At 65.2% G+C, this 21,445-nt stretch carries 25 protein-coding genes; 14 read left to right on the top strand and 11 right to left on the bottom strand.

All coding sequences use genetic code 11. The features are described 5' to 3' along the window. The first annotated feature begins 5 nt into the window (after positions 1–5). A complete protein-coding gene (locus J7E36_RS14020; RefSeq protein WP_215003832.1) occupies positions 6–1,130 on the top strand; it encodes a transglycosylase SLT domain-containing protein in 1,125 nt (374 codons plus the stop codon). Between the two features lie 43 nt (positions 1,131–1,173). On the opposite strand, the gene J7E36_RS14015 is transcribed toward J7E36_RS14020, so the two are convergent. After that, the gene (locus tag J7E36_RS14015) at positions 1,174–2,340 is read right to left on the bottom strand and encodes a serine hydrolase domain-containing protein (RefSeq protein WP_215003830.1); all 1,167 of its coding nucleotides are present in this window, start codon (positions 2,338–2,340) and stop codon (positions 1,174–1,176) included. Positions 2,341–2,485: 145 nt separating this feature from the next. On the opposite strand from J7E36_RS14015, the gene J7E36_RS14010 reads away from it, so the two are divergent. After that, on the top strand, positions 2,486–3,700 hold the full coding sequence (locus tag J7E36_RS14010) for a cytochrome P450 family protein (protein WP_215003828.1): 1,215 nt from the start codon (positions 2,486–2,488) through the stop codon (positions 3,698–3,700). A gap of 69 nt (positions 3,701–3,769) precedes the next feature. Here J7E36_RS14010 and J7E36_RS14005 read toward each other — a convergent pair whose 3' ends face one another. Continuing rightward, positions 3,770–4,360: a GNAT family N-acetyltransferase gene (locus tag J7E36_RS14005; protein WP_215003826.1), complete on the bottom strand. Its 591-nt coding sequence runs from the start codon at positions 4,358–4,360 to the stop codon at positions 3,770–3,772. After that, on the bottom strand, positions 4,357–4,893 hold the full coding sequence (locus J7E36_RS14000; RefSeq protein ID WP_215003824.1) for an RNA polymerase sigma factor: 537 nt from the start codon (positions 4,891–4,893) through the stop codon (positions 4,357–4,359). Before J7E36_RS14000 ends, J7E36_RS14005 begins: the two co-directional genes overlap by 4 nt. Positions 4,894–5,204: 311 nt before the next feature. Between J7E36_RS14000 and sctW the strand changes: the two genes are divergently transcribed. From sctW to J7E36_RS13940, 12 genes are all read left to right on the top strand, one after another. After that, entirely contained in the window at positions 5,205–6,341 is a 1,137-nt protein-coding gene (gene sctW, locus J7E36_RS13995) for a type III secretion system gatekeeper subunit SctW (RefSeq protein WP_231286420.1), read from the top strand. Beyond that, positions 6,338–8,425 (top strand): type III secretion system export apparatus subunit SctV, encoded by a 2,088-nt coding sequence (gene sctV / locus J7E36_RS13990; protein ID WP_215003822.1) that lies wholly within the window; start codon positions 6,338–6,340, stop codon positions 8,423–8,425. The genes sctW and sctV overlap by 4 nt, the downstream gene beginning before the upstream one ends. A 144-nt stretch (positions 8,426–8,569) precedes the next feature. Further along, complete coding sequence (locus tag J7E36_RS13985; RefSeq protein WP_215003820.1) at positions 8,570–9,463, top strand: FHA domain-containing protein; 894 nt, start codon at positions 8,570–8,572, stop codon at positions 9,461–9,463. After that, positions 9,463–10,821, top strand: coding sequence for a FliI/YscN family ATPase (locus tag J7E36_RS13980; protein ID WP_215003818.1), 1,359 nt, complete (start codon positions 9,463–9,465; stop codon positions 10,819–10,821). Before J7E36_RS13985 ends, J7E36_RS13980 begins: the two co-directional genes overlap by 1 nt. Continuing rightward, complete coding sequence (locus tag J7E36_RS13975; protein ID WP_215003816.1) at positions 10,808–11,227, top strand: hypothetical protein; 420 nt, start codon at positions 10,808–10,810, stop codon at positions 11,225–11,227. Before J7E36_RS13980 ends, J7E36_RS13975 begins: the two co-directional genes overlap by 14 nt. Next, positions 11,220–11,783: a type III secretion protein gene (locus J7E36_RS13970; RefSeq protein ID WP_231286419.1), complete on the top strand. Its 564-nt coding sequence runs from the start codon at positions 11,220–11,222 to the stop codon at positions 11,781–11,783. Before J7E36_RS13975 ends, J7E36_RS13970 begins: the two co-directional genes overlap by 8 nt. Before the next feature lies 1 nt (position 11,784). Then, positions 11,785–12,885: a FliM/FliN family flagellar motor switch protein gene (locus tag J7E36_RS13965; RefSeq protein ID WP_215003814.1), complete on the top strand. Its 1,101-nt coding sequence runs from the start codon at positions 11,785–11,787 to the stop codon at positions 12,883–12,885. Further along, a complete protein-coding gene (gene sctR / locus J7E36_RS13960; protein WP_215003813.1) occupies positions 12,882–13,535 on the top strand; it encodes a type III secretion system export apparatus subunit SctR in 654 nt (217 codons plus the stop codon). The genes J7E36_RS13965 and sctR overlap by 4 nt, the downstream gene beginning before the upstream one ends. Before the next feature lie 9 nt (positions 13,536–13,544). After that, positions 13,545–13,799, top strand: a complete 255-nt coding sequence (gene sctS, locus J7E36_RS13955) for a type III secretion system export apparatus subunit SctS (RefSeq protein ID WP_029613975.1) — start codon at positions 13,545–13,547, stop codon at positions 13,797–13,799. Further along, positions 13,799–14,596: a type III secretion system export apparatus subunit SctT gene (sctT, locus tag J7E36_RS13950; RefSeq protein WP_215003811.1), complete on the top strand. Its 798-nt coding sequence runs from the start codon at positions 13,799–13,801 to the stop codon at positions 14,594–14,596. The genes sctS and sctT overlap by 1 nt, the downstream gene beginning before the upstream one ends. Before the next feature lie 15 nt (positions 14,597–14,611). Next, positions 14,612–15,712, top strand: a complete 1,101-nt coding sequence (sctU, locus tag J7E36_RS13945; RefSeq protein WP_215003809.1) for a type III secretion system export apparatus subunit SctU — start codon at positions 14,612–14,614, stop codon at positions 15,710–15,712. Positions 15,713–15,837: 125 nt separating this feature from the next. After that, complete coding sequence (locus J7E36_RS13940; protein WP_215003807.1) at positions 15,838–16,359, top strand: type III effector; 522 nt, start codon at positions 15,838–15,840, stop codon at positions 16,357–16,359. Between the two features lie 57 nt (positions 16,360–16,416). Here the strand turns inward: J7E36_RS13940 and J7E36_RS13935 are convergent, their stop codons facing one another. The 8 genes from J7E36_RS13935 to J7E36_RS13900 form a co-directional block, all read right to left on the bottom strand. Then, on the bottom strand, positions 16,417–16,866 hold the full coding sequence (locus J7E36_RS13935; protein ID WP_215003805.1) for a type III secretion system chaperone: 450 nt from the start codon (positions 16,864–16,866) through the stop codon (positions 16,417–16,419). An 11-nt stretch (positions 16,867–16,877) separates the two neighbouring features. Further along, the gene (locus J7E36_RS13930; RefSeq protein WP_215003803.1) at positions 16,878–17,255 is read right to left on the bottom strand and encodes a hypothetical protein; all 378 of its coding nucleotides are present in this window, start codon (positions 17,253–17,255) and stop codon (positions 16,878–16,880) included. Between the two features lie 6 nt (positions 17,256–17,261). Next, positions 17,262–17,471 carry an HrpT family type III secretion system protein gene (gene hrpT / locus J7E36_RS13925; RefSeq protein ID WP_215003801.1) on the bottom strand — a complete coding sequence of 70 codons (210 nt, stop codon included), beginning with the start codon at positions 17,469–17,471 and terminating at the stop codon, positions 17,262–17,264. Beyond that, positions 17,468–19,615 carry a type III secretion system outer membrane ring subunit SctC gene (gene sctC / locus J7E36_RS13920; RefSeq protein ID WP_215003799.1) on the bottom strand — a complete coding sequence of 716 codons (2,148 nt, stop codon included), beginning with the start codon at positions 19,613–19,615 and terminating at the stop codon, positions 17,468–17,470. The genes hrpT and sctC overlap by 4 nt, the downstream gene beginning before the upstream one ends. Further along, positions 19,608–20,045, bottom strand: coding sequence for a type III secretion system chaperone (locus J7E36_RS13915; RefSeq protein WP_215003797.1), 438 nt, complete (start codon positions 20,043–20,045; stop codon positions 19,608–19,610). The genes sctC and J7E36_RS13915 overlap by 8 nt, the downstream gene beginning before the upstream one ends. After that, the gene (locus J7E36_RS13910; protein WP_215003795.1) at positions 20,032–20,256 is read right to left on the bottom strand and encodes a type III secretion protein HrpF; all 225 of its coding nucleotides are present in this window, start codon (positions 20,254–20,256) and stop codon (positions 20,032–20,034) included. Before J7E36_RS13910 ends, J7E36_RS13915 begins: the two co-directional genes overlap by 14 nt. Before the next feature lie 128 nt (positions 20,257–20,384). Continuing rightward, positions 20,385–20,966: a type III secretion system stator protein SctL gene (gene sctL, locus J7E36_RS13905; RefSeq protein WP_215003793.1), complete on the bottom strand. Its 582-nt coding sequence runs from the start codon at positions 20,964–20,966 to the stop codon at positions 20,385–20,387. Beyond that, positions 20,944–21,369, bottom strand: a complete 426-nt coding sequence (locus J7E36_RS13900) for a type III secretion protein (RefSeq protein ID WP_215003791.1) — start codon at positions 21,367–21,369, stop codon at positions 20,944–20,946. Before J7E36_RS13900 ends, sctL begins: the two co-directional genes overlap by 23 nt. Between the last annotated feature and the right edge of the window lie 76 nt (positions 21,370–21,445).

The raw sequence follows: 21,445 nt of genomic DNA, 5'->3' as shown, positions 1-21,445 counted from the left end.
CGCCCATGTCCCGTTCACTTTCACGTTCGCCGGCCCTTCGCTTCGTCCCCAGGGGGTTGTCCATGTTGGCCATGGGGACCTTGCTGTACGGCTGCCAGCACCTCGAACCGCAACTGACCATTGGCGACCCTTCCGCCAACGAGCCCTATCGGTCCCAACTGCGCTGGCGCACGCCGGCGCCGACGGACACGATCGTCCAGGTCGAAGAACTGCCTACCCAGGGCGACGGCAGCCTGTGGGCCCGCATGCGCCAGGGTTTTTCATTGCAGGCCAAGACTCGCGGCGTGGCGCGCATCGACGAGCAGCGCCGCTGGCTGATGGAGCGCCCGGCCTTTCTCACTCAGACCGGGCGCGCCGGCAGCCGTTACCTGCACTTCATCGTCGGCGAGCTGAGCAAGCGCAACATGCCGCTGGAGCTGGCCCTGTTGCCAGCCATCGAAAGCGGCTTCAACCCGAACGCACAATCGCCCGCCCAAGCCATGGGCCTCTGGCAGTTCGTGCCGGCCACGGGACGCCGCTACCAATTGCAGCAGCGAGCCGACTATGACGAGCGCCGGGATATCCCGTCGTCCACCCGCGCGGCCCTCGATTACCTGTCCTACCTGCATGACTACTTCGACGGCGACTGGCTGTTGGCGCTGGCCGCCTACAACGCCGGGGAAGGGCGCGTGCGCGACGCCATCACGCGTAACCAGGCCCGCGGCCTGGCGACCAACTACTGGAACCTGTCGCTGCCCGGCGAAACCCAGAACTACGTGCCGCGGCTGTTGGCACTGTCGCAGTTGGTCAACACGCCTGCGGACTATGGCGTGAACCTGGTGCCCATCGCCGACCAGCCATATTTCCAGATGGTCGCATTGCCGCAGCCGGTGGACTTGGCGCACCTGGCGGTGTTGTCCGGTGTGCACGAGCGAGAGTTGCGCATGCTCAATCCTGCCGGGCGGGGACGGGCCAGTGGGCGCTTGCTGATGCCCATGGCGGCCTCGCGCCGGTTGAGTGCGCAGCCGGACCTGATTGCCAGGGCGGCGCAACCCCGTGCGCCGGGTAGCCAAGAACAACAGGTCGCCGCGCCCGAAGCCGACGCGGTCGGGACGCAGGTCGCGGAGGCCAGCGTACCGCCAGGGGCGTGACCCCGCGCCTCGCCCTGTGCCGGGCGAGGCGCGGGTCAACAGACTAGAGGCAGCCCGACGCGACGTTAGCCAGGTGTCGCCCGCGCGGGTCCATCAGGACATAGGAGCCAATGGTGTTGCAGGCAAAGCCGAACGAGACCCCGCGCTCCGGGTCGGCAAAACCGACGGTGCCGCCGGCGCCCATGGCGCCCATATGGCCGAACGCTTCGGTGCCCATGCCATAGCTGCCGTTCGCCACCTCCGGCTGGTCGAGCATGACGCCCAGGCCGAAGCGCGCCGGCGTCTGGAGCGTCGGGTCGTATTCGGCGCTGTGCTCGCGCAACATTTCATTGAGCAGCGGTGACTCCAGCAAGCGCCCGTCGAGCAGGCCTGCGTAGAACGTCGCCAGGCTGCGGGCATTGCCGTGGCCATTGGCGGCCGGTTGGGTCATGCGCTTCCAGCCGGGTTCGTTGCTGCGTCCCAGCACCATCGGCGGGTTGGCGAAGGCCAGCGCGCTCATGGCGGTCGGTTCGGTGAGCACGTACTGGAGCACCCGACCGAAGGCCTCATCGTCGATCTCGTCCTTGGTCCGCGCCATGTAGGCGCAACGGGCGATGGTCGCGTCATCCAGGCCGAGGTGAAAATCCAACCCGAGCGGTACGGCCACTCGTTGGCAAATGCTCTGCGCGGGTGTCAGGCCCTCCACCCGGCGCAGCAACTCACCCAGGATCCAGCCGAACAGCAGCGGCGAATAGGTCTGCCGTTCTCCGGCGGCAGCCCAGGGATGTTCACTGGCAATCAGTTGCGCCATGGTGTCCCAGTCGTAAAGGGTTTCCGGCGCCAGCGGTGTGCGCAGCGCCGGCAGCCCGGCGCGGTGGCAGAGCACCTGGCGCAGGGTGATCGACGCCTTGCCTGCGTCGGCGAAGGCCGGCCAGTGCTGGCACAGCGGAGCGTCCAGCTCCAGGCGACCTTCGCCCACCAATTGCATGATCGCCACGGCCGTGAACGGCTTGGTGCAGGAGAACAGATTGAGCACGGTGTCGCGCTGCCAGTGGCGGTCCGGCTCGGGCCCGGCCTGACCTGCCCAGAGGTCGACGACGGTTTCGCCGTCAATCTGGATGCACAGGGCCGCGCCGCGTTCGAAGGGGCTTTGCATCAGCTGGATAAAAGCCTCTTGGACCGGTTCGAAGCGAGGGTCGCAATGGCCATGGACTACGGGGGCGCGCGTCATGTCAGCTCCACGGAAGGGGGAAGTTCCTTCCTGAGTGAGCGCGGCGATGCAAACGGTTCAGCGGCTTGCCCGAGGTCGTGGTGAGGGATCTTTTCTGTACGCCAGACCACTCAGGAACAACGATCCTGTCTTTTGGAGCATGCCCATGGCGTACGAGCGCACCCTCGATTTCAACAGTGACGCATTTCGCAGTGCGGCTTATCGGCACTATGCCGCGTTGCGCGAGGCCGCCCCGGTGTTCCTCAGCCAGCCGGAAGGTCAGCTGCCGATCTGGTACGTCACCGGTGCCCGTGAAGTCGAGACGGTGTTGCTCGACAGTGAACGCTTCGCCCGTGACCCGGCAAGGATCTGCCCGCAGTTCGCAGCCATGCTGGGTGGCGAGCAGTCCATCGCGTTTCTCAACGATCACATGCTCAACCGCGATGGCGAGCGTCATCGCCGCTTGCGCCGCCTGGTGAACAAGGCGTTCACGTTGAAAGCGGTCAACGTGATGCGCCCGCGCATCGAACAGATCGCCGAGACGCTGCTCGACGCGGTGGGACCGAGCGGGCACATGGACGTAGTGAGCCAGTATGCGTTTCCGCTGTCGATCATCGTCATTGCCGAACTGCTCGGTGTTCCCGCCCGGGACCGGGACGATTTTCGGCGCTGGTCACACACGATCGTCCAACAGGTCGGGCAGGACCTGAGCGAGGTACAGCGTTGCTATGGCGAATTCGCGGCGTACATGCTGGCCTTGATTGACCAGCGCCGGGCGCAACCGACCGATGACCTGGTTTCAGCGTTGGTGCAGGTCGAGGAGGAGGGCACCGTGCTCAGCCGCAGCGAGCTCTGCAGCATGATCGCGTTGCTCATCATCGCCGGCCACGAAACCGCGGCGTCGATGATCGGCAACGCGGTCCACTTGCTCGTGCAGCATCCCCAGGCCTTGGCCCGGTTGCGCGACGAACCGGCGTTGATGCCCAACGCGGTAGAGGAACTGCTGCGCTACGACTCGTCGGTGGAACGGGCGATGGTGCGCTTCGTGACACAGGACACGGAACTGGGCGGGCAGCGCTTGGAGCGCGGACAGTTGTTGCTCGCGGTGGTGGGGTCGGCCAATCGTGACGAAACGTTGTGTGCCAATCCTGACACCCTGGACATCACTCGCCCGGCATGTCCGCATCTGTCGTTCGGCAAAGGGACCCACCATTGCCTGGGTGCCTCGCTGGCCAGGCAGGAACTGGAAATTGCATTGAACACACTGCTCAGGCGCTGCCCGGGCCTGCGACTGGCCGTGGCCCCCGAGGCCGTACGCTGGCGCTATGTCCCCAACTTCAGGGGGCCGGACGCATTACCGGTGTGCTGGTCGGTGGATTGACGCGCGGCATCTGCCGCGACTGAGTGGTGTTATGGCTCGCCCGACAACCCGGCTGGGCGAGCCCCGGAGTTACGCCAGGACGGCGCGCGTGTCCTGCGTGTGCGCACTGGCGGGTACGGCGACGGCAGGCGTCAGGTGAAGCCCATAGAGGACCACGTCCGCACGCGTGTCAGCGAACCGGGCGATGCCCGGAAAGCGTCCCCATTGCGTCGCGCCCAAACCTTGCACGCCGCGTTTGCTGGCCTCGTTGTGCTCGATGATCCAGGCCACCAGTGTCTCGAAGCCGTACTGTCTGGCCAACACCACGGCCGCTTGACCGAGGCGGATGCCGACCCCGCTGCCAATGTGGTCGCTGCGTACGTAAATGGACACTTCGCCAGTCAATCGACAGGCCTGGGCGCCCCAGCTGAAGCGATTGACGATCAACCAGGCGACCACCTCGCCGGCGCGCTCGAGCACGTAGATCGGATCGCCTTCCTTGACGAAACAATCAACGAAGAACGTCATTTCCTCCAGGGAAAATGCTCTGAGCACGGGGGAGCTGGTCCCCCCCAAAGCGCTTTCGTTGAAGATATCGGTCATCACCGGCAAGTCGTCGGGGGTGTAGCGACGTACGCCGCGCGGCAGGTCCGGCCGGCTGTTCAGGCGATTACCGGTCATGATTGCGCTTCTCCATAGACGCTTCGCTTGAGTTGTTCACGGGCGCGAAACAGCCTGGAGCGCACGGTCCCGATCGGGACGCCCAGCCGTTCGGCGGCGTCGCGGTAGCTGCTCTCGGTGTCCACGGCGGTCCACAGGGTTTCACGCATGTCCTTGGGCAACTCATCCATGGCCGACAGCGTACGGTCCAGCAATCGGTGGTTTTCGCACTGCTCACTCAGGTCGATGTCGTCACGGGACTCGTGGAATTCGCTCTCGTCGAACGTACTCAGCGGTGGCTGCGCGTAGAAGCGCCGGAAATGGTTACGGATCAGGTTGAGGGCGATGCCGCACAGCCAGGTATCCGGCTTGGCCAGCCCTTTGAATTTCTCCTGATTGCGCCAGGCCTCCAGGTACGTGAGTTGGATGATGTCGTCGGCGTCGTCCTGATTGAGTACACGCTTTTGCACAAACAAACGAAGTTTACGTTCCTCGCCGAAGGTGATGCCCGGCGTGGAGGTCTCTGGTGGGGTCACGAGATTCAGACTGCTCATCAATGTATCCCTCTGATTGGGTTCCATAGCGTCGATCCAGATGTCGACGCAACCCCATCAGCAGAACCTGTGCCATGCCGATTTATCGTTGTATCTACTTGATAACCAAAGTTTTTTAATTAGAGCTTGTGCTCTATTTGTGCAGGCTCGTGCACACGGTTTACGAGCGCCACTGCAATAATTTGCACCGCCCGAACCCTTGGCGAAAAACGCTGTCGCCCGCCCTTCGGGTCGTTCCGCAGAGCGGGGTGACGGGTGATGGAACCGAACAGCGGATCACTGCCACCCAATGAGCGTCCGAAACCACGCTCATGGTCATCATGAAAGTAGAAGCACCGACAAACATGCGCATTGCCGTCAATCTTGCCCAGGCTGCCTCGGCAGTGGTGGGCCTGGGCAAGCCTGTGGAATCGCAGCAGGCCGTGCAGTCCAATTCGATGGAGGAGGTCGGCATGACCTTCAGCCATCACGTGGAGCGCAACACCAAGGCGCTGAGCCAGCGGCGCATCCGCAATGCTCGCAGCGAGGTCGGCCAGACGCGGGTCGAGACGCGTGAGCAGTTGGAGGAGTGGTACGACCAACTGGGTCATCCCGGTAAGCAAAGCCTGAGTGCAATGGCGGCCCAGGCCGGGACTTTGCTCTACGGTGAGCCGATGTTGGATGAGGTGGTTCAATCCACCGGAGGGGATCCCGCACGGACCGACCTGATCCTGCAGCAAGTCTTGCGCGAGGCCGAGGCGCAAGGCCGGCGCGTCGAAGCCAGGCGTGCCCTCGATTACCTGCAATTGCTGCGCGAACGCTATGGCGCGCAGATCCAGGCGGGCATGAACATCGCTCAGGCACTGCGCGCTGCCGGCGGCGATCCTGAGCTGCGCCAGGCGGTGCGACGGCTCTACTACGACACCGTGGTGCTCAAGCAGTCACTGCCCACCATGATGCAAGCGCTTCTTGGCCTTTTCGGCGAAGCGGCCTTCGTGTCGGGGTTGGACATGATGCGCCGGGCCCTGGCAGACGACATCGCTGCACAGACGCCCTCGAGCCCCACCGCCAAATTGCGCACGTTGCTGATCGGCCTGGCCGCCTCGACCCAGCTCAGCAGCGTTCTGCACAGCTGTCGGCAGTTGCTGGAACAACTGGCGGGCAGTTGCCCGACCAGCCAGCTCACCGCCGTGTTGTTGCTCCAGCGCATGCTCGGGGTGGCGGCCAGTGGTTTGTCGGCAGCCGAAGTACGCCGCCTCGGACGTGAACTCGGCGGGGACCAAGAGCGCGATCAACTGGTTTCACTGAATGGGCTGTATTCGATGCTCAAGCGTTTGCCGCTGGCGCTCTGGCGCGACGGCAAGAGCCGGCAGAGCGCCTTGAAGAACCTGTTGGTGCTGCTGGATGAGCGCTCCCGCGGCGAGATTCGCGGGCAGACTGCTGCCCCGATAGTGGGGGCCCAGTCATGATCGCGATGTTGAACAAAGTCGCCAGCGGCGCGGTGCGGCGCATTGAAGTGGCCGGTGCTTTCGTGGTGCTGGGCATCGTGTTCATGCTGATCCTGCCGCTGCCGACCTCGGTGGTCGACGCGCTGATTGCCGTCAACATTTGTATCTCCTGCTTGCTGATCGTGCTGTCGCTGTACCTGCCACGGCCCTTGGCATTTTCCTCGTTTCCAGCGGTGCTGCTGCTGACCACCCTGTTCCGGCTGGCGTTGTCGGTGGCGACCACGCGGCTGATCCTGCTTCAGGGCGACGCCGGCCACATCGTCCAGGCCTTCGGCAATTTTGTGGTGGGGGGAAACCTCGCGGTCGGGCTGGTGATCTTTCTCATCCTGACCGTCGTCAACTTCCTGGTGATCACCAAGGGCTCCGAGCGTGTCGCCGAAGTGGCGGCGCGTTTTACGCTGGACGCGCTGCCGGGCAAACAGATGTCCATCGACAGCGATTTGCGCGCCAACCTGATCGATGTCGGCGAGGCCCGCCGTCGGCGCGAAGAGCTGAACAAGGAAAGCCAACTGTTCGGCGCGATGGACGGGGCGATGAAGTTCGTCAAGGGTGACGCCATCGCCGGCCTGGTCATCGTGGTGATCAACCTGATCGGCGGTTTCTCGGTGGGCATGATGCAGCACGACATGGGCGCGTCCGAATCGATGCACCTGTATTCCGTGTTGACCATCGGCGACGGTCTCATCGCGCAAATTCCTGCACTGCTGATTTCCCTCACCGCGGGCATGATCATTACCCGGGTGTCCCCGGAAGGGCAGCCGGCGGGCAGCAGTGTCGGCAAGGAAATTGCCAGCCAACTGACCGCCGAGCCCAAGGCCTGGGTGATCGCGTCGGTCGGGATGCTCGGCTTTGCCGCGTTACCCGGCATGCCCACGCTGGTGTTCATCGTCATCGCCTTGATTACCGGCACCGCTGGCATCGTCCAGTTGTATGCCCGGGCACGGCAGGCGCGGCAGGGCGACCAGTCGCCAGAGGTGTTGCCCCCCGAGCACAACGGCGCCGAAGACCTGCGCAGCTTCGACCCGACCCGCGCTTACCTCTTGCAGTTTTCCAAGGCCATGCAAGGCCACCCGGCAGCCGAGGACGCCATCCAGGCGATCCGCAAGAAGCGCAATGGGCTGGTGGCCGGGTTCGGCCTGACGTTGCCACCCTTTGAAATCGAATACAGCGCGCTGCTGGAGGACGACGAATTTCGGTTCTGCGTGCATGAGGTGCCGATGTTGCGCGCCACCTTTGGCGAGCGCGTGGCCGTGGCGCGCGGCCCACTGCCATTCGAACCGCGCGATGCGCAGATCGGCAGTGAGGTGCGCGATGAGCATCAATGGCTGTGGCTGATGCCCGACGACCCGCTGCTGGCGGACGAGCGTGTGGAGGCGGTGTCCGCGACCGAATTGCTGGTGGAGCGGATGAGCCGGGCGATGTTTGCCACCGGCCCGCAATTTCTGGGGCTTCAGGAAAGCAAGTCGATTCTCAGCTGGCTCGAAGCGGGTCAGCCGGAGCTCGTCCAGGAGTTGCAGCGGACCATGCCATTGGCGCGCTTTGCCGCGGTGTTGCAACGCCTCGCCGGCGAAGGGGTTCCGCTGCGCGCGGTACGCCTGATCGCCGAGTCCTTGATCGAGCATGGGCAGCATGAGCGCGATGTCGGCGCCTTGACCGACTACGCGCGCATCGCCCTGAAGTCGCAGATCTATCACCAGTACCGCGACGCAGAAGGTTTGCATGCCTGGCTGCTGACGCCGGAAACCGAAGGGCTGTTGCGCGACGCGCTGCGCCAGACGCAGACCGAAATCTTCTTTGCCTTGGAGAGCGGGCACACCCGGGCGCTGGTGATGCAGTTGCGTGAAGGTTTCCCGTTGCGCGCCAAACGCGTGGCCGTGCTGTTGGTGGCCCAAGACCTGCGCGCACCGCTGCGCGACCTGTTGCGCGACGAGTTCAATCACGTGCCGGTGCTCGCCTACAGCGAACTGCACAGCAACGCCCAGGTGAATGTGTTGGGCCGCTTTGATCTGGAGCAGGAACAGCTGCGAGTGGAGGACGCCGCCTGACGATCGCCGGGTGCGTCGACAGTGGGTATCGAGGGTAAATCCAGGCGCATTCGACGGCCTGGCATGAAACACAGGACGGGGCTTTGGACGCCCCACAGACAACCGGGTTGAGGGCGAAAGATGTCGCCCCTTGAGGGATTGGCCATGTTCGAGCTTCGCGTATTGAGTGGTCTGCATCGGGGTGCCGCATTGCCGCTGGTCGGCGACGAATGGGTCGTCGGGGCGGCGGAGGATGCCGACCTGGCGCTTTATGATCCGGGCATTTGCGCGCATCACGCGCGCCTGAGCCAGGTACAGGGGCAGTGGCTGCTGGACCCGGTGGAGGGCGCGGTGTGCGATGCACAGGGGCAACCGTGGGCGCCCGTGGCATCGCTGGCGGTTGGCGTGCCTTTCGCTGCGGCCGGTATCTGGCTGTGCCTGGCCCCGGCCGATCAGCCGTGGCCGCAAGAGGGCGCGCTGGATGAAACCGCCGCTGTGGGGGGCAATCGGGAAAACCCGAAGGCGGCCACGCGGCCATCCTGGCCAAGGCGTCTGGCCATCGCCGCCGCCGTGATCACCGTGGCTTCCAGTGCGTGGGCCTTTACCAGCCAACCGGCGCAGACCGTGGCGCCCACGCCGGCCCAGCAGCTCAAGCGCAGCAAGGTGACACTGGACACCGTCGCGGCGGTGCGCCTGGAGCTCGATCGCATGTTGCAGGAGCGGGACTTGGCGGCCCATGTGCAGATCGTGTCCCAGGACGATCGGTTGGTGCTGGAGGGCGAGTTGCCGCGCCAGCGCATGGCGGTTGTCGAGCGACTGATGGAACGCTTCGCCGAGCGCTACGAAACGCCGGTCCAGATCACCGCCAACGTGCGCGAGCACCTGGCGAAGCTGCCGTTTCAGATCGCCCAGATCGTTGGCGGCAAGCGCGGGCATGTCGTCACGTCCGACGGACGCCGGTTGTTCCTCGGCGACCAGATCGACGGGCTGCGCTTGACGGCCATCGGTAGCGACAAAGTGACCTTCGAAGGTGACCAGCGCTACGAGGTTACCTGGTGATGACGGACGCGGCCGTTGCACGATTGCACGCCTGGGAAGTCGGGCAAAAGGCGCGCTTGCAGCGGTTCGCGCCGGTCGCCGTGCGCGGGCGGGTGCAACGGGTCAACGGCATCCTGTTGCAGTGCCGGCTGCCCGAGGCACAAATCGGCGATCTGTGCCGGGTCGAGCGCGATGCGCGTGAGCCATTGCTGGCCGAGATTGTCGGCTTCGATCAGCACGATGCCTTGCTCAGCGCGCTCGGTGGCCTGGAAGGCGTGCGGGTCGGCGCAACGGTGGAGCCGCTGGGCATGCCCCATCGGGTGTGCGTGGGGCCGCAGTTGCTGGGCCAGGTGCTGGATGGGTTCGGTCGGCCGCTGCTGGACGGCGGTGCCGGCGCGTTTGCCGATGCGTCCGTGCTGCACGCCTCGGTGGTGATTGGCGAAGCCCCGGCACCCACCGCCCGGCCACGCATTCAGCGCGCCCTGACCACCGGCGTGCGGGCCATCGACGGCCCACTGACACTCGGCGAAGGCCAGCGCGTGGGCTTGTTCGCGGGTGCCGGGTGCGGCAAGACCACCTTGTTGGCAGAGATTGCCCGCAACGTCGATTGCGATGTCATCGTGTTCGGGCTGATTGGTGAGCGCGGGCGCGAACTGCGCGAATTCCTCGACCACGAACTCGATGATGAGCTACGGGCCCGGGCGGTCCTGGTGTGCGCCACCTCCGACCGCTCCAGCATGGAGCGCGCCCGCGCGGCATTCACGGCAACGGCGCTGGCCGAAGGCTTTCGTGCCCAGGGCAGGCGTGTCTTGTTGTTGATAGATTCGCTGACCCGGTTTGCCCGGGCCCAGCGTGAAATCGGCCTCGCCGCCGGTGAGCCGTTGGGGCGCGGCGGCCTGCCGCCGTCGGTCTACAGCCTGCTGCCGCGGCTGGTCGAGCGGGCCGGGTTGACCAACGACGGCGCTATCACTGCGCTGTACACCGTGCTGATCGAACAGGATTCGATGAACGATCCGGTGGCCGACGAAGTGCGCTCGTTGCTCGATGGCCATATCGTCCTGTCGCGAAAACTGGCTGAGCGCGGTCACTACCCGGCCATCGATGTGTTGGCGAGCCTGTCGCGAACCTTGGCCAATGTGGCCGAGGCGGAGCACCTGCGGGCCGGTATCAACCTGCGCCGGTTGCTGTCGGCCTATGAGCAAATCGAACTGATGCTGCGTCTGGGCGAGTACCAGGCCGGCGCCGACCCGTTGACCGACCTGGCGGTGGAATCGCGGGCAGCCTTGGACGTGTTCCTGCGCCAGGACTTGCGTGAGCCGGAGCCGTTGCCGTCCACGCTTGCTCACTTGCAACAGTTGACCGCCTATGTCCCGGGCTGATCTGAACGCCCTGGCGCCGGTGCGCCGACATCGCGAAGCGCAGGCCGAACGGGCCTGGCGCCAGGCGCGCGATCTGTTGCGTGAACGCGAAGCCGAAGTCGCGGCAGCGCGGGCGCAATGGCAGGCGGCCCGTGAACAACAGGCGGCCCAGCGCGAGGCGTTGTATGGCGAACACCGCGGCCGGGCGCTGAGTGTGGTCGAGCTGAATGCCTGGAGCACCCAGGAACGCCGCTTGATCGGTGAGTTGGCCGAGCAAGCCCAGGGGCTGCAAGCGCTGGACGCTGCCCAGGCCCGACAGGCGCAGGACACTGAAGCCGCACAGCAGCGCTTGCGCAAGCGTCGTCGTGACCTGGAAAAGCTCAAGGCATTGATGGAGCGCCTGGCGCAGGAGGCCTGGGATGAATGAACGCCCGGTACGCAGTGAACCGACACCACGGCACGAGCCGCCGACGGCACTCGTGCGCCACCCGTTTCGCGCCCATGACCCTGCGCCGGCCCAGGCGAGTCGGGCGACGCGGCCGGCGTCACGCGAGCCCGCGCCCGGCGCCGAACGTGATCCTGACCTGACGGCTGGGCGCAGCGATGGTTACTGGTTTCGCCAATGGGTCACGGCGCCGCAGGGCGGTTCCCAGGAGGACACCACCGGAGCCGGTTCGCTGTCGGGCCTGGTCGGCCTGGAGGGCTGCGATGTGGAGACCTTTGTCGATCAGCTCACGCCACGCCTGCGCGCCAGCCTGGATCAGCAACTGGACCTGCTGCTGCATCTTCCCCATCTGGGCCGGATCAAGGTGCTTGCCCAACGGCGCAACGGGGGTTGCGGCTGGGACATCGGCCTGAGCGGCGAAAGTGATGAAGCCCAGGTGCGGTTGTCGAGTCGGGCCGACCGCCTCGAAGACGCATTGACACAGAGTTTGGGCCAACTGGTAAGCGTGCGCGTGGAGCGCGAAGAGAGGGAGGGGTGACATGACTGCATGGGCGTTATCGCTGCCGACTGTCTGCGCCGAAGAGGCCATCGCCCGGCAACGACTCGGGGCCGGCGTCGGCTTGCCCTTTGCCGTGGCGGGGGAGACGGGGCGGCTGGAACTGACCCTGGGCAACGGGCCTGCCGGGGGATCGCCGTGTGCGCTGGAGTGTGCCCACGGTGCCTTGGTCCTGGGCGAGCCAGGCGCCGTGCTGAGCCTGTTCGGCGAATGCCCGGTGGTATTGCCTGCCGAGCCGGGCGCGGATGAGGAGTGGTTCTGGTCACTGTTCCATCAACTCTTGAGCGAGCCCTTGCGCGGGGCCTTCGGTTTTCTCAAGCCGCTGGCCGCACCCGAGGGCGGCGGCATTGGCTGTCGACTCGACGTGCGGTTGGGGGCGGCCTGCGTGGTCAGTCACCTGGAGATTGGCGCCAAGACCCTGCTGGGCTTGCTCAACGCCGCGCCCTGGGAGCCACGAGCCACGCCCTGGGTCGAGCACTTCGTCCTCCGTGTGCCGCTGCTGGTCGGACGCTTGGCGCTGGCCGCCGGGGAGCTCGCGGCGCTGCGCCCCGGTGATGTGGTGATACCGGAAACACACTGGTTCGATTCATCCGGCCGGGGCCTGATCCGCCTGGGCCGGCATTGTGTGCAGGTGCGGGTGCAAAACCCTGCCGCACCATTGCAGCTGACTGTACTCGCGCTTGAGGAGACCGTTATGAGCACCACCGCCGACACCGATATGCTGACGCCCGAATGGGACGATACCGCCCGCTACGAACCCGACAGCCAGGCACCGGAGGCGGTCGACCCGGCGGCCTTTGTCCAGGCCGAAGCCGGGGAGGCGCCGGCCGCGCCCCCGGTTGCCGTCGGCATCAGCGAGCGCTTCGAGGACTTGCCCCTGGCGCTCACGGTGCGCTGCGGGCACCTGGAAATGACCTTGGCCGAGCTGCGCAATCTTGCCCCCGGGGCTGTCCTGCAAGTGCAAGGGGTGACCGCCGGAGCGGGGGCCCTGTTCTATGGCGAACGTCCCCTGGCCCATGGCGAGCTGGTCGAGGTCGATGGCCGGCTGGGCCTGCAAATCGTCCGCGTGGATGTGGCTGGATGAGCTTCCAGGGGGTCGACCCCTTTCTGCTGGCGCTGTTCATCGGTGGGATCTCGTTGGTGCCGCTGTTGCTGATCATCTGCAGCGCGTTCCTCAAGGTCGCTATCGTGCTGACGATCACCCGCAATGCCATCGGTGTGCAGCAAGTGCCGCCCAACATGGCGCTGTATGCCATTGCGCTGGCCGCGACGTTGTTCATCATGGCGCCGGTCGGCCACAACGTCGCCGAAACGCTGCAGGAACGGCCGCTGGATTTCAGCAATACCGAGGCGCTGCAAGGGTCGGCCCTGAACGCGATCAAACCACTGCAGGCCTTCATGTCGCGTAACACCAACCCGGACATCCTTACCCATCTGCTGGAAAACACCCAACGGATGTGGCCCAAGGAGCGCGCCGAGCAGGCCAGTCGCGACGACCTGATGCTGCTCATCCCCGCGTTCATGCTGTCGGAGCTTGAGGCAGGCTTCCAGATGGGCTTCCTGATCTACATCCCGTTCATTGTCATTGACCTGATCGTGTCCAACCTGTTGCTGGCGCTCGGCATGCAAATGGTGGCGCCCATGACCATTTCGTTGCCGCTCAAGTTGCTGGTGTTCGTCCTGGCCCAGGGCTGGACACAGTTACTCGACAGCCTCTTCTATTCCTACCTTTGAGGACCTGCGATGGACGCGATGACGCTCTTCAAGGAAGGCATGTTGCTGGTGGTTTTGCTCTCCGCACCGCCGCTGATCGTGGCCGTGTTGGTCGGCGTACTGACCTCGCTGGTGCAGGCACTGATGCAGATCCAGGACCAGACGCTGCCCTTCGGCATCAAACTGGTGGCGGTCGGGCTGACCCTGCTGGTCACGGGGCGCTGGGTCGGCGGGGAGTTGCTGGGGTTGTTGCGCCGGGCCTTTGAAATGATGGCCAACACCTGATGACCGCCTCGGCGTTCGTGCCCTATTTCGACTTGCTGCTGTCGGTGGCGCTTGGCATGGCGCGCATCTACCCGATCGCCTACCTGGTCCCGGTGTTCTGCTTCCAGCATCTGCGCGGCCTGCCGCGCCATGTCATTGTGTTCGCCCTGGGCATGTTGCCGGCCCCCGGGATCCGCCAGGCGCTGATCGAGGCCAAGATCAATTGGCTGTCCTTGGGCGGCCTGATGCTCAAGGAACTGGTGCTGGGCTTGCTGCTGGGGGTGCTGCTGGCGATGCCGTTCTGGTTGTACGAGTCGGTGGGGGCCTTGCTCGACAACCAGCGCGGCGCGCTCATCGGCGGTCAGTTGAACCCGGCGCTGGGCACCGATACCACGCCCCTGGGCCACCTGTTCAAAGAGATGCTGGTCCTGCTGTTGGTCGTCACCCTGGGCATCGGCACCTTGACCCAGGTGATCTGGGACAGTTACCTGGTGTGGTCGCCCACGGCCTGGCTTCCGTTGCCTGGCGCGGATGGCTTCGACGTGTTTCTCGGGCTGATCGCCGAAATGTTCATGCACATGCTGCTCTACGCGGCGCCGTTCATTGGCTTGCTGCTGCTGGTGGAATTCAGCCTGGCGTTGCTCAGTCTGTACAGCCCGCAGCTGCAGGTGTTTATCCTCGCCATGCCGGCCAAGAGCCTGATCGGCCTGGGCTTCCTGCTGTTCTACCTGCCCACGCTGTGGGATGCGATGACCGGCCGTCTCGGCCGGTATGGGGAAATCCGGCACCTGCTCGACCTGCTGTTGCAGGCGCCCTGAAGGAGGGCTTCGCTCATGAGCGAAGACAGCGGTGAAAAGACCAAGCGCGCCACACCGAAGAAGATTCGCGACGCGCGCAACAAGGGCCAGGTTGGTCAGAGCCAGGACCTGAGCAGCCTGCTGGTGCTTTCGGCAGTCACCGAGGTGGCCTTGACGCTGGCCGATGAGAGCATGCAGACGCTGGAAGACCTGGTGGCTTTCCCCCTGCATCGATTGGGGGTCGGCTTCGTGCGGGCCTTCGAGGAAACCCTGGCCCATGCCGGTGGCGTGCTGCTCAGCTTCACCCTGATGACCGTGGGGTTGGCAATCGCCACGCGGCTGGTGGCCGGTTGGATACAGTTCGGTTTCCTGTTCGCCCCCGAGGCCCTCCAACCGGACCCCAATCGCCTGAACCCGATGAACCAGGCCCAGCAGATGTTTTCCGCGCAAGCGCTGATCAACCTGTTCATGGGCTTGGTCAAAGCGCTGTTCATTGCCTCCGTGCTGTACCTGGTGACCCTGCCCGCACTCGGGTCGCTGATCAGCCTGGTCAACAGCGACCTGGACACCTATTGGCGCGGCTTGACCAGCCTGTTCCGGCACATCATGCATATCTGTCTGGCGGTATTGCTGGTGCTGGCGATTCTCGACTTCGGCCTGCAGAAGTATTTCTTCGCCAAGCGCCTGCGCATGAGCGAGGAGGAGGTACGCAAGGAATTCAAGGAAATGGAGGGCGATCCGCACGTTAAAATGCATCGCCGCAACCTGGCCCGTCAGTTGGCCGGGCAGTCCGCCAGCAAGGAGGAGAAACCGGTGGAAGACGCCGACATGCTGGTGGTCAACCCCACCCACTTCGCCGTCGCGCTGCGCTATCGACCCGAGGAAACGGCGCTGCCACAGCTCATCGTCAAGGGCGTCGATGCCGAGGCCCGTGCGCTGATCGAACGGGCCAAGGCTGCGCGGGTCCCGGTTATCCAGTGCATCTGGCTGGCGCGCACGATCTACCGCGAAGAGGTCGGCGGTTTCATCCCCCGCGAGACCCTCCAGGCGGTGGCGCACATCTACCGGGTACTGCGGGAGCTGGACGATGAGGCCAAGGACGAGGTGATCGAGATTCCGGAGTTGAACCTGCGCTGAGACCGCGAGAGGGAACCGATGCGCACGCGGCTGCCACTCAAGGGATGAGCCGGATTCGTCCGGGCGATGCCGGCTCGCCGATAGGCCCCGCCAATCGTCCGTGATGACCCATTGGAGAATCTCCCATGCCCCATGACTCAAGTCCCATCGGGCGCACAGGCGCCCTGCACGGGGTCGACAGCGCCCCGTCGTCCAGCTCGTCCTCGTTGAGCCAACAGCCACTCGACGCACAACAACGCCGCGCCAGCCAGAGCTTGCAGGAGCGGGGACGTTCATCGTCGGCGCCACCGACGCTGCATCAGCGCGGCCGTACCCGCACGCGAGAGGCCAACCGCACGGCCCGCGCCGCGTCCCACGCCCCCGAGTCGCGGCCGTCCGGCGAAACGGACGCATCGACCGCGCCGGCGACACCCGCTTCCTCCTCCTCGCTCATGAGTGACATGGAGTCCCGCCAGCGACTGTTGATGGAGCGCCAGTTCGAGCTTCAGATGGGCATGGAAGAACGCCAAGCGGACATGCTGCGAATCAAGAGCGCAGCGGACATGACCAAGCTGATGAGCGATACGGTGACGGAGGTCACCAAGGGCTTCCTGGACAGTGCCAGGAAGGTCATGCAGGAAGGTGGCGAAGCGATGAAGCTGCGTTGAGGCCCGGCACTACCCCAGGCCCCGCCAGGCTTGCCGGGTGGGGCTGGATGCGGTGGTTCAACCCAGTCGGGTGCGGTTCATGGCAAGGGACGCCGGACGCGACTCGCCGGGCTTGGCCAGGTCGAGGATGCGTGGACGCACCTCGTTGACCTGGGCGACGAACCCCACGACCCAGTGACAGAAGCGGGTCTCGTCGAGTGTCGACAACGTGCTGTGGGCGCACAGGCGGACACAGGCCTTGTCGTCCAGGGCCAGCCAGCTGCCGCCGAGCAGGTCCAGGCGAAAGTTGAGTTCCAGCAGGCGCTTGTGCAGGCCGGGTGCGTGGGCCGTCACTTCGATTGCGCAGTGGAGAATGGCCATGTCGCTGTGCTCGGGCAACTCGATGACCACCGCTTCGCGGTTGTTCCTGTCATAGAGTGCGCACACGCCTTCTTCCAGTTGCAAGTCCGCGTGCAGATGGTCGGCGAGCGCCGAGATCAAACGTTGGGCGAGCGGTGCGGCGGCCATGGAAAGCCTCCTCAATAGGTCGGTGGACGGTCGTCAAGGTCCTCCAGGCCCAGCAGCGACAGCTGGCGGGACTGGATGTCATCGAGCAGTTCAGGCGTGACCAACGCGTCGGGCAGCGCGTGCCACACGACGAGTGCTCGTTGTGGGTCGAGGAACACGAACAGCTGGGCGTAGTCGGCCGGGTGGGTGAAGCGCCGTTCGAGCACGTGCTGGATCTGGTTCGCGCGCAACGCCTGGCTTTGTACTTGTAGCGCGAGCCCCGCGCTGTGAGGCTCGCGTCGCAAGCCGAACTCGATGCCGGGGGCAATTTCCCAATAGGTGGCGATGCCGGCAATGATGTTCTTCTGGAAAGCCTGGCGAGTGCTTGCGTTGTGCACCGAAAAAGACATGCCGATTCAGTCCTCCAGTGGTACGACGGTGTAGTCGAGCGGGTGCTCGGGGGAGCCCAGGCCGCCGCGCATGCCGGGCGACCACCAGACGACTATCCGCGCGTTGTCGGGCTCGACGCGCTCACAGGAGCCGGCCTGGCAGCCCGATCGGCTCGCACAGCCGGCGAACACCGGCAGGCTCAGCAATACGGCCAGCAGCAGTGGGGTGCGACTCATGGCGTCATCCTCGCAGTGGTTTGCAGAAGGGAGGGGCGCTCGCCGCCTGGCACGCGAGCGGGTTGATTCATGACCACGAACACTTCGGTTTCCTCGCCGGGCTCAAGCCACACTTTTGGCCAGGCGGACGCTGCCAGGGTCCAGCGGCTGCCGCAGCTTGCCTCATCGAAGCGCAGCCGACGCTGGCCATCGTTGCGTACCACGCCTACAGCGATGCCGTAGTCGGGCCCCGCGAACCATTGGGCCCGGGCAGCATCCAGCGACAGCCCTGGTTGCAACGCGCACAGCGTCTCGGGCGAGTAAGGAATCGACTCGACCTGTTTGAACGTGGCCGGAATGTTGCCGTCGGCAAGCCGGGCCAGCACATCGCTGACCTCCAGGCGACCGACAGGGCGCTTGCCGTTGCGACGCTCTTCCAGGCGCGCCATGGCGCTGTCCACCTGTTCGCGATCGAGGGTGGAGATATAGCGCGCCGGGTCGACCTGGTCGCCGATCAGGCGCGGCGTCAGAATGAACACCCGTTCCCGGCGACTGGTCTGGCGGGTGGTCGACGAAAACAGCAGCGGGCCGATCAGCGGGATGCGCCCCAGCCATGGCACCCGTTCGAGGTTGTCGCCGGTTTCTTCGGTGTGGAAACCGCCGACGACCAGGGAGCGGCTTTCGCCCATGACGGCCTGGGTGCTGACCACGCCCCGGCGCACGCTCGGCGTCTGCTGGCCGACTTCCGAGGCTTCGATGCGTCCGTCTTCAATGTCCAGGGACATCTGGATCTGAGTCTGGCCGCCGGTCTCGATGGCATGCGGCACCACCTGCAAGCTGGTGCCGGCGGTGATGGGTTCGATGTTGGCCACACGCTCGCCGATGGCGGAGAGGTATTCGGTACGGCTGAAGTCGATGACCGCCGGTTGGTTTTCGAGGGTCAATACCGAAGGGTTGGCCACCACCGAGGCCAGGCCGCGACCCTCCAGGGCGCGTAATTGCGCGGAAAAATCGCCGTAGTCCTGGATGAACACGGTGGAGCTGGCGCCGGGGCGCAGCATCGAGGCCCCGCCGATCAGGTCGCCGCTTTCCACGTTCCAGTTGGAGGCCAGCTCGGCCAGTTGGGTCCGGTCGATGTCCAGGATGATCGCGTCGATTTCTACCAGTTTGCGCGGCACGTCCACGTCGCGGATCAGCGGCGTGTAGATTTCCCGTCGCTTGGGCGCGTCGTAGATGAGCACGGCATTGTTGCGTACGTCGGCTTCGACGCGGATCTTGCCACGGCCTCCACCGCCGCTCTCGCCGGGCTGTACGCGGCTGGTGTTAGGCCGCCCCATGCCGTTGAATGCCAACTGCTCGATATTGCCCATGGCCATCGACTGGTTGGCTTGCATTGTCTGGAATGACGCTTGCGGCAGGGCGGCTTGCGCCCCACCCGAGGTGGCGCTGCGGGTTTCCAGCAGGCCCCTGAGGATGCTGGCGACGCCGGGGATGACCAGCGTTTCGCCGCGGTATTTTATGTTCCGATCGGCAGCCGTGGCGTAGCGCAGCGGGAAGCTGATGACTTCCTGCTTTTCTTCGGGGGTTTTTCGCGCCTTGGCAAACCGCGTCACCAGGCGCACGTAGCGCTCCGGGCCGGAGATCAGTACCACGCCTTCGTCAGGCAGTTCACCCCAGCCGAAACGGGGGTCCAGCAGGCCGATATCGGTCAGTGCCTGTTTCATGTCCGGCACGGCATCGGCGGACACTTCCAGGCGCCTGGAATTCTGGTTCTGCAACGGGCTGACGTACAGGCTGTTGCCGTACACGAACCACTGGAAGCGATTCTCCAATCCGAGCCGGTCGAGGAACGCCTGGGGACTTTCGGCGCGCATCCGGCCCTCGACCGTGCCTTTGACGGTGCCGTCGATCACCAACTGCACGCCGAACGTGTTGGCGAAGTCGCCCAGTACCTTGGGCAGGGGCGTGCTCTGGGCGTCGTAGGCGTAGGGTGTGTTTTTCCAGTCGGTGGGCACGGCCGCCAGGGTCGGCGTCGCCAAGCCAAGCGCGCCGGACAGTACCAACGCGATCAGCGCCGGTTTCGCCCAGTGCTGCGCGATCAACGGGCGAAGGCGCAGGTTGCCTTCCTTCATCAAGCGGTACGGCGTAAGCCACTTGTTAGGCATGTCGGATTCCTGTTCCGAGGAAGTGAGCGTGTGAGGGACGTCGCGCCACAGGCGCCGCCGCGACACGTGGGGTCTTGTGAAGAATCGATTGCCAGGTGTCGCGCTGGTTGAGCAGGGCTTCGAGCAGCTCGATCAGGTCGTCGAGGTGCCCGTCCGGCGCCGGTTGCGCCATCAGCCATAACCGCGCGTCATGCGGCGAGCGCGCCAGTGCGCCGGGAAATCGCGCAAGGCTTGGGTGCGCCAGCCGGAGAAGGTCCTCCAGGGGCGCCTCGCTGGTCACCGGGTGTGGCAGTTCGACCGCCAGCAGCAGCGCGTCATCGAGTTTGCTGAGGGTGACATCGCCGTCGTCGATGACCAGCGTGAAAGGCGCTTGTTCATCGGCATTGGCGCTCCAGCGCAGGAGCTGTGCGCGCAGCTCATGGCATTGCATCGATGATCGCCTTGGCGAGGTTATGGTGAGCCGTGGTTTGTTGAGTGGCCGCGGTTACCGCCACCGACATGCCATTCATGCTTGTGAGGAAGGTGTGCATGTCGTCGAGAGACTGACTTTGCGCGGCGTTCATCGCGGCATTGTTGACGTTGTCGGTTGCGCGCTGGAAGTAGGTGTCGAGGCGGCGCTGGATGGCATCGATAGAAGACATGAAGGGTTCCTCCGGGCTTGGGCGTGTTCACCCGGTGAGTGGTGGCGACGCCCATGACGGTTCCGCGATGAGGAGTGAAAAAGAGCAGCAATGCGAAACCTCTGATGCAAAGCGAAAGAGGGGGTGGGTTACGTTTGTGTTTCGGGCAGCTGCAACGCTTCGACGGCGCTGGGCCAGTCGAGCAGGAAGGTGCCGGCGGGGGTTTCCAGCCTCAGTTGATGGCGAGCCATGGCGGCGTCTGCCAGGGGTGTCCACGGACGCCCGCCACCACCGCCCAGGCTGCGCGTCAGGTTTGCCAGGTCGTCGGGATGACACCGCAGGGTGGCGCTGGCCGGGTCACGCTGCCGGTACGCCAACTGACGTACCAGGGCGTCGATGCGAGCCTGGTCGGGAACCTCATCCAAAAGGGTTTGCAGGGCCTCGTTGACCACGCGTGCAGCACTGCTCTCGATCTGCTCCCACATCGCCTGGCGCTGCGCTTCCCAGGCGGCGAGCACGGTGTCGGCCCTGTTCCAGAATTGAGCCTGGGCCTCGAGCACTTTGGCCTCGGCCGTTTCGCTGGCCCGCTCGAGCAACAGCGCGGCGTGGGCCTGGGCCTGTTCAAGGACCCCTTGCGCACGGGCGCAATCGACCAGGGTTTCGCGGGCGACGTAGGGCTGCAGCAAGCCCTCGCCGTCCGGGCGTAGTTCAAGCGAGCGCCGGGCGAGCATTGTGCGTCTCCATGTGGTCAGCGGCAGGGGGCAGCAGGCTTTGCCCGGCTTTCCAGCCAGCGGACTGCCAAAGCGTGTCGAGCTTGGCCGCCGGTGGCTCTGGGAGCGTACCGCCTTCGACAGCAATGATTCTGTCCCGTGGGAAGGCCAGGCGTGCCCGTTGCCAGGTCGGTTCGTCCAGCCAGGCCCGCAGTAGTGCGAGCGGATCCTGGCCCGGTTCGAGCCAATGGCCGGGTCGCAATGCTTTGGCCGTACGTTCACACCAGGCGCGATCCTGCGCCGAAAGCGCCGGCGCTGCCGTCAACGGTGAGCATGTGGTCGCCACCAGTTCACAGGCGAGTGTCAGGGCGGGCGGTGTGCCGCAGAACAGCGCTTGCAGCGTCGGGCTTGGCCTGGGTGGCATGCAGGGGGTTATGCCGAAGCTTCTTGCAAGCGCGGCGTGTTGCCCCCGGGCCAGGGCGTCGAGTCGGGACGCGGTC

Source organism: Pseudomonas fluorescens (assembly GCF_018614775.1).
Taxonomy (GTDB): domain Bacteria; phylum Pseudomonadota; class Gammaproteobacteria; order Pseudomonadales; family Pseudomonadaceae; genus Aquipseudomonas; species Aquipseudomonas fluorescens_BY.
Note: the sequence above shows the minus strand (reverse complement) of the source record. Positions and strands in the feature narration are given on the sequence as shown.

What these genes read in the sequence shown, in the direction of transcription:
- J7E36_RS14020 (WP_215003832.1), top strand. Translation starts at nt 6, where the DNA reads ATGTCCCGTTCACTTTCACGTTCGCCGGCCCTTCGCTTCGTCCCCAGG.
- J7E36_RS14015 (WP_215003830.1), bottom strand. Translation starts at nt 2,340, where the DNA reads ATGACGCGCGCCCCCGTAGTCCATGGCCATTGCGACCCTCGCTTCGAA.
- J7E36_RS14010 (WP_215003828.1), top strand. Translation starts at nt 2,486, where the DNA reads ATGGCGTACGAGCGCACCCTCGATTTCAACAGTGACGCATTTCGCAGT.
- J7E36_RS14005 (WP_215003826.1), bottom strand. Translation starts at nt 4,360, where the DNA reads ATGACCGGTAATCGCCTGAACAGCCGGCCGGACCTGCCGCGCGGCGTA.
- J7E36_RS14000 (WP_215003824.1), bottom strand. Translation starts at nt 4,893, where the DNA reads ATGAGCAGTCTGAATCTCGTGACCCCACCAGAGACCTCCACGCCGGGC.
- sctW (WP_231286420.1), top strand. Translation starts at nt 5,205, where the DNA reads ATGGTCATCATGAAAGTAGAAGCACCGACAAACATGCGCATTGCCGTC.
- sctV (WP_215003822.1), top strand. Translation starts at nt 6,338, where the DNA reads ATGATCGCGATGTTGAACAAAGTCGCCAGCGGCGCGGTGCGGCGCATT.
- J7E36_RS13985 (WP_215003820.1), top strand. Translation starts at nt 8,570, where the DNA reads ATGTTCGAGCTTCGCGTATTGAGTGGTCTGCATCGGGGTGCCGCATTG.
- J7E36_RS13980 (WP_215003818.1), top strand. Translation starts at nt 9,463, where the DNA reads ATGACGGACGCGGCCGTTGCACGATTGCACGCCTGGGAAGTCGGGCAA.
- J7E36_RS13975 (WP_215003816.1), top strand. Translation starts at nt 10,808, where the DNA reads ATGTCCCGGGCTGATCTGAACGCCCTGGCGCCGGTGCGCCGACATCGC.
- J7E36_RS13970 (WP_231286419.1), top strand. Translation starts at nt 11,220, where the DNA reads ATGAATGAACGCCCGGTACGCAGTGAACCGACACCACGGCACGAGCCG.
- J7E36_RS13965 (WP_215003814.1), top strand. Translation starts at nt 11,785, where the DNA reads ATGACTGCATGGGCGTTATCGCTGCCGACTGTCTGCGCCGAAGAGGCC.
- sctR (WP_215003813.1), top strand. Translation starts at nt 12,882, where the DNA reads ATGAGCTTCCAGGGGGTCGACCCCTTTCTGCTGGCGCTGTTCATCGGT.
- sctS (WP_029613975.1), top strand. Translation starts at nt 13,545, where the DNA reads ATGGACGCGATGACGCTCTTCAAGGAAGGCATGTTGCTGGTGGTTTTG.
- sctT (WP_215003811.1), top strand. Translation starts at nt 13,799, where the DNA reads ATGACCGCCTCGGCGTTCGTGCCCTATTTCGACTTGCTGCTGTCGGTG.
- sctU (WP_215003809.1), top strand. Translation starts at nt 14,612, where the DNA reads ATGAGCGAAGACAGCGGTGAAAAGACCAAGCGCGCCACACCGAAGAAG.
- J7E36_RS13940 (WP_215003807.1), top strand. Translation starts at nt 15,838, where the DNA reads ATGCCCCATGACTCAAGTCCCATCGGGCGCACAGGCGCCCTGCACGGG.
- J7E36_RS13935 (WP_215003805.1), bottom strand. Translation starts at nt 16,866, where the DNA reads ATGGCCGCCGCACCGCTCGCCCAACGTTTGATCTCGGCGCTCGCCGAC.
- J7E36_RS13930 (WP_215003803.1), bottom strand. Translation starts at nt 17,255, where the DNA reads ATGTCTTTTTCGGTGCACAACGCAAGCACTCGCCAGGCTTTCCAGAAG.
- hrpT (WP_215003801.1), bottom strand. Translation starts at nt 17,471, where the DNA reads ATGAGTCGCACCCCACTGCTGCTGGCCGTATTGCTGAGCCTGCCGGTG.
- sctC (WP_215003799.1), bottom strand. Translation starts at nt 19,615, where the DNA reads ATGCCTAACAAGTGGCTTACGCCGTACCGCTTGATGAAGGAAGGCAAC.
- J7E36_RS13915 (WP_215003797.1), bottom strand. Translation starts at nt 20,045, where the DNA reads ATGCAATGCCATGAGCTGCGCGCACAGCTCCTGCGCTGGAGCGCCAAT.
- J7E36_RS13910 (WP_215003795.1), bottom strand. Translation starts at nt 20,256, where the DNA reads ATGTCTTCTATCGATGCCATCCAGCGCCGCCTCGACACCTACTTCCAG.
- sctL (WP_215003793.1), bottom strand. Translation starts at nt 20,966, where the DNA reads ATGCTCGCCCGGCGCTCGCTTGAACTACGCCCGGACGGCGAGGGCTTG.
- J7E36_RS13900 (WP_215003791.1), bottom strand. Translation starts at nt 21,369, where the DNA reads ATGCCACCCAGGCCAAGCCCGACGCTGCAAGCGCTGTTCTGCGGCACA.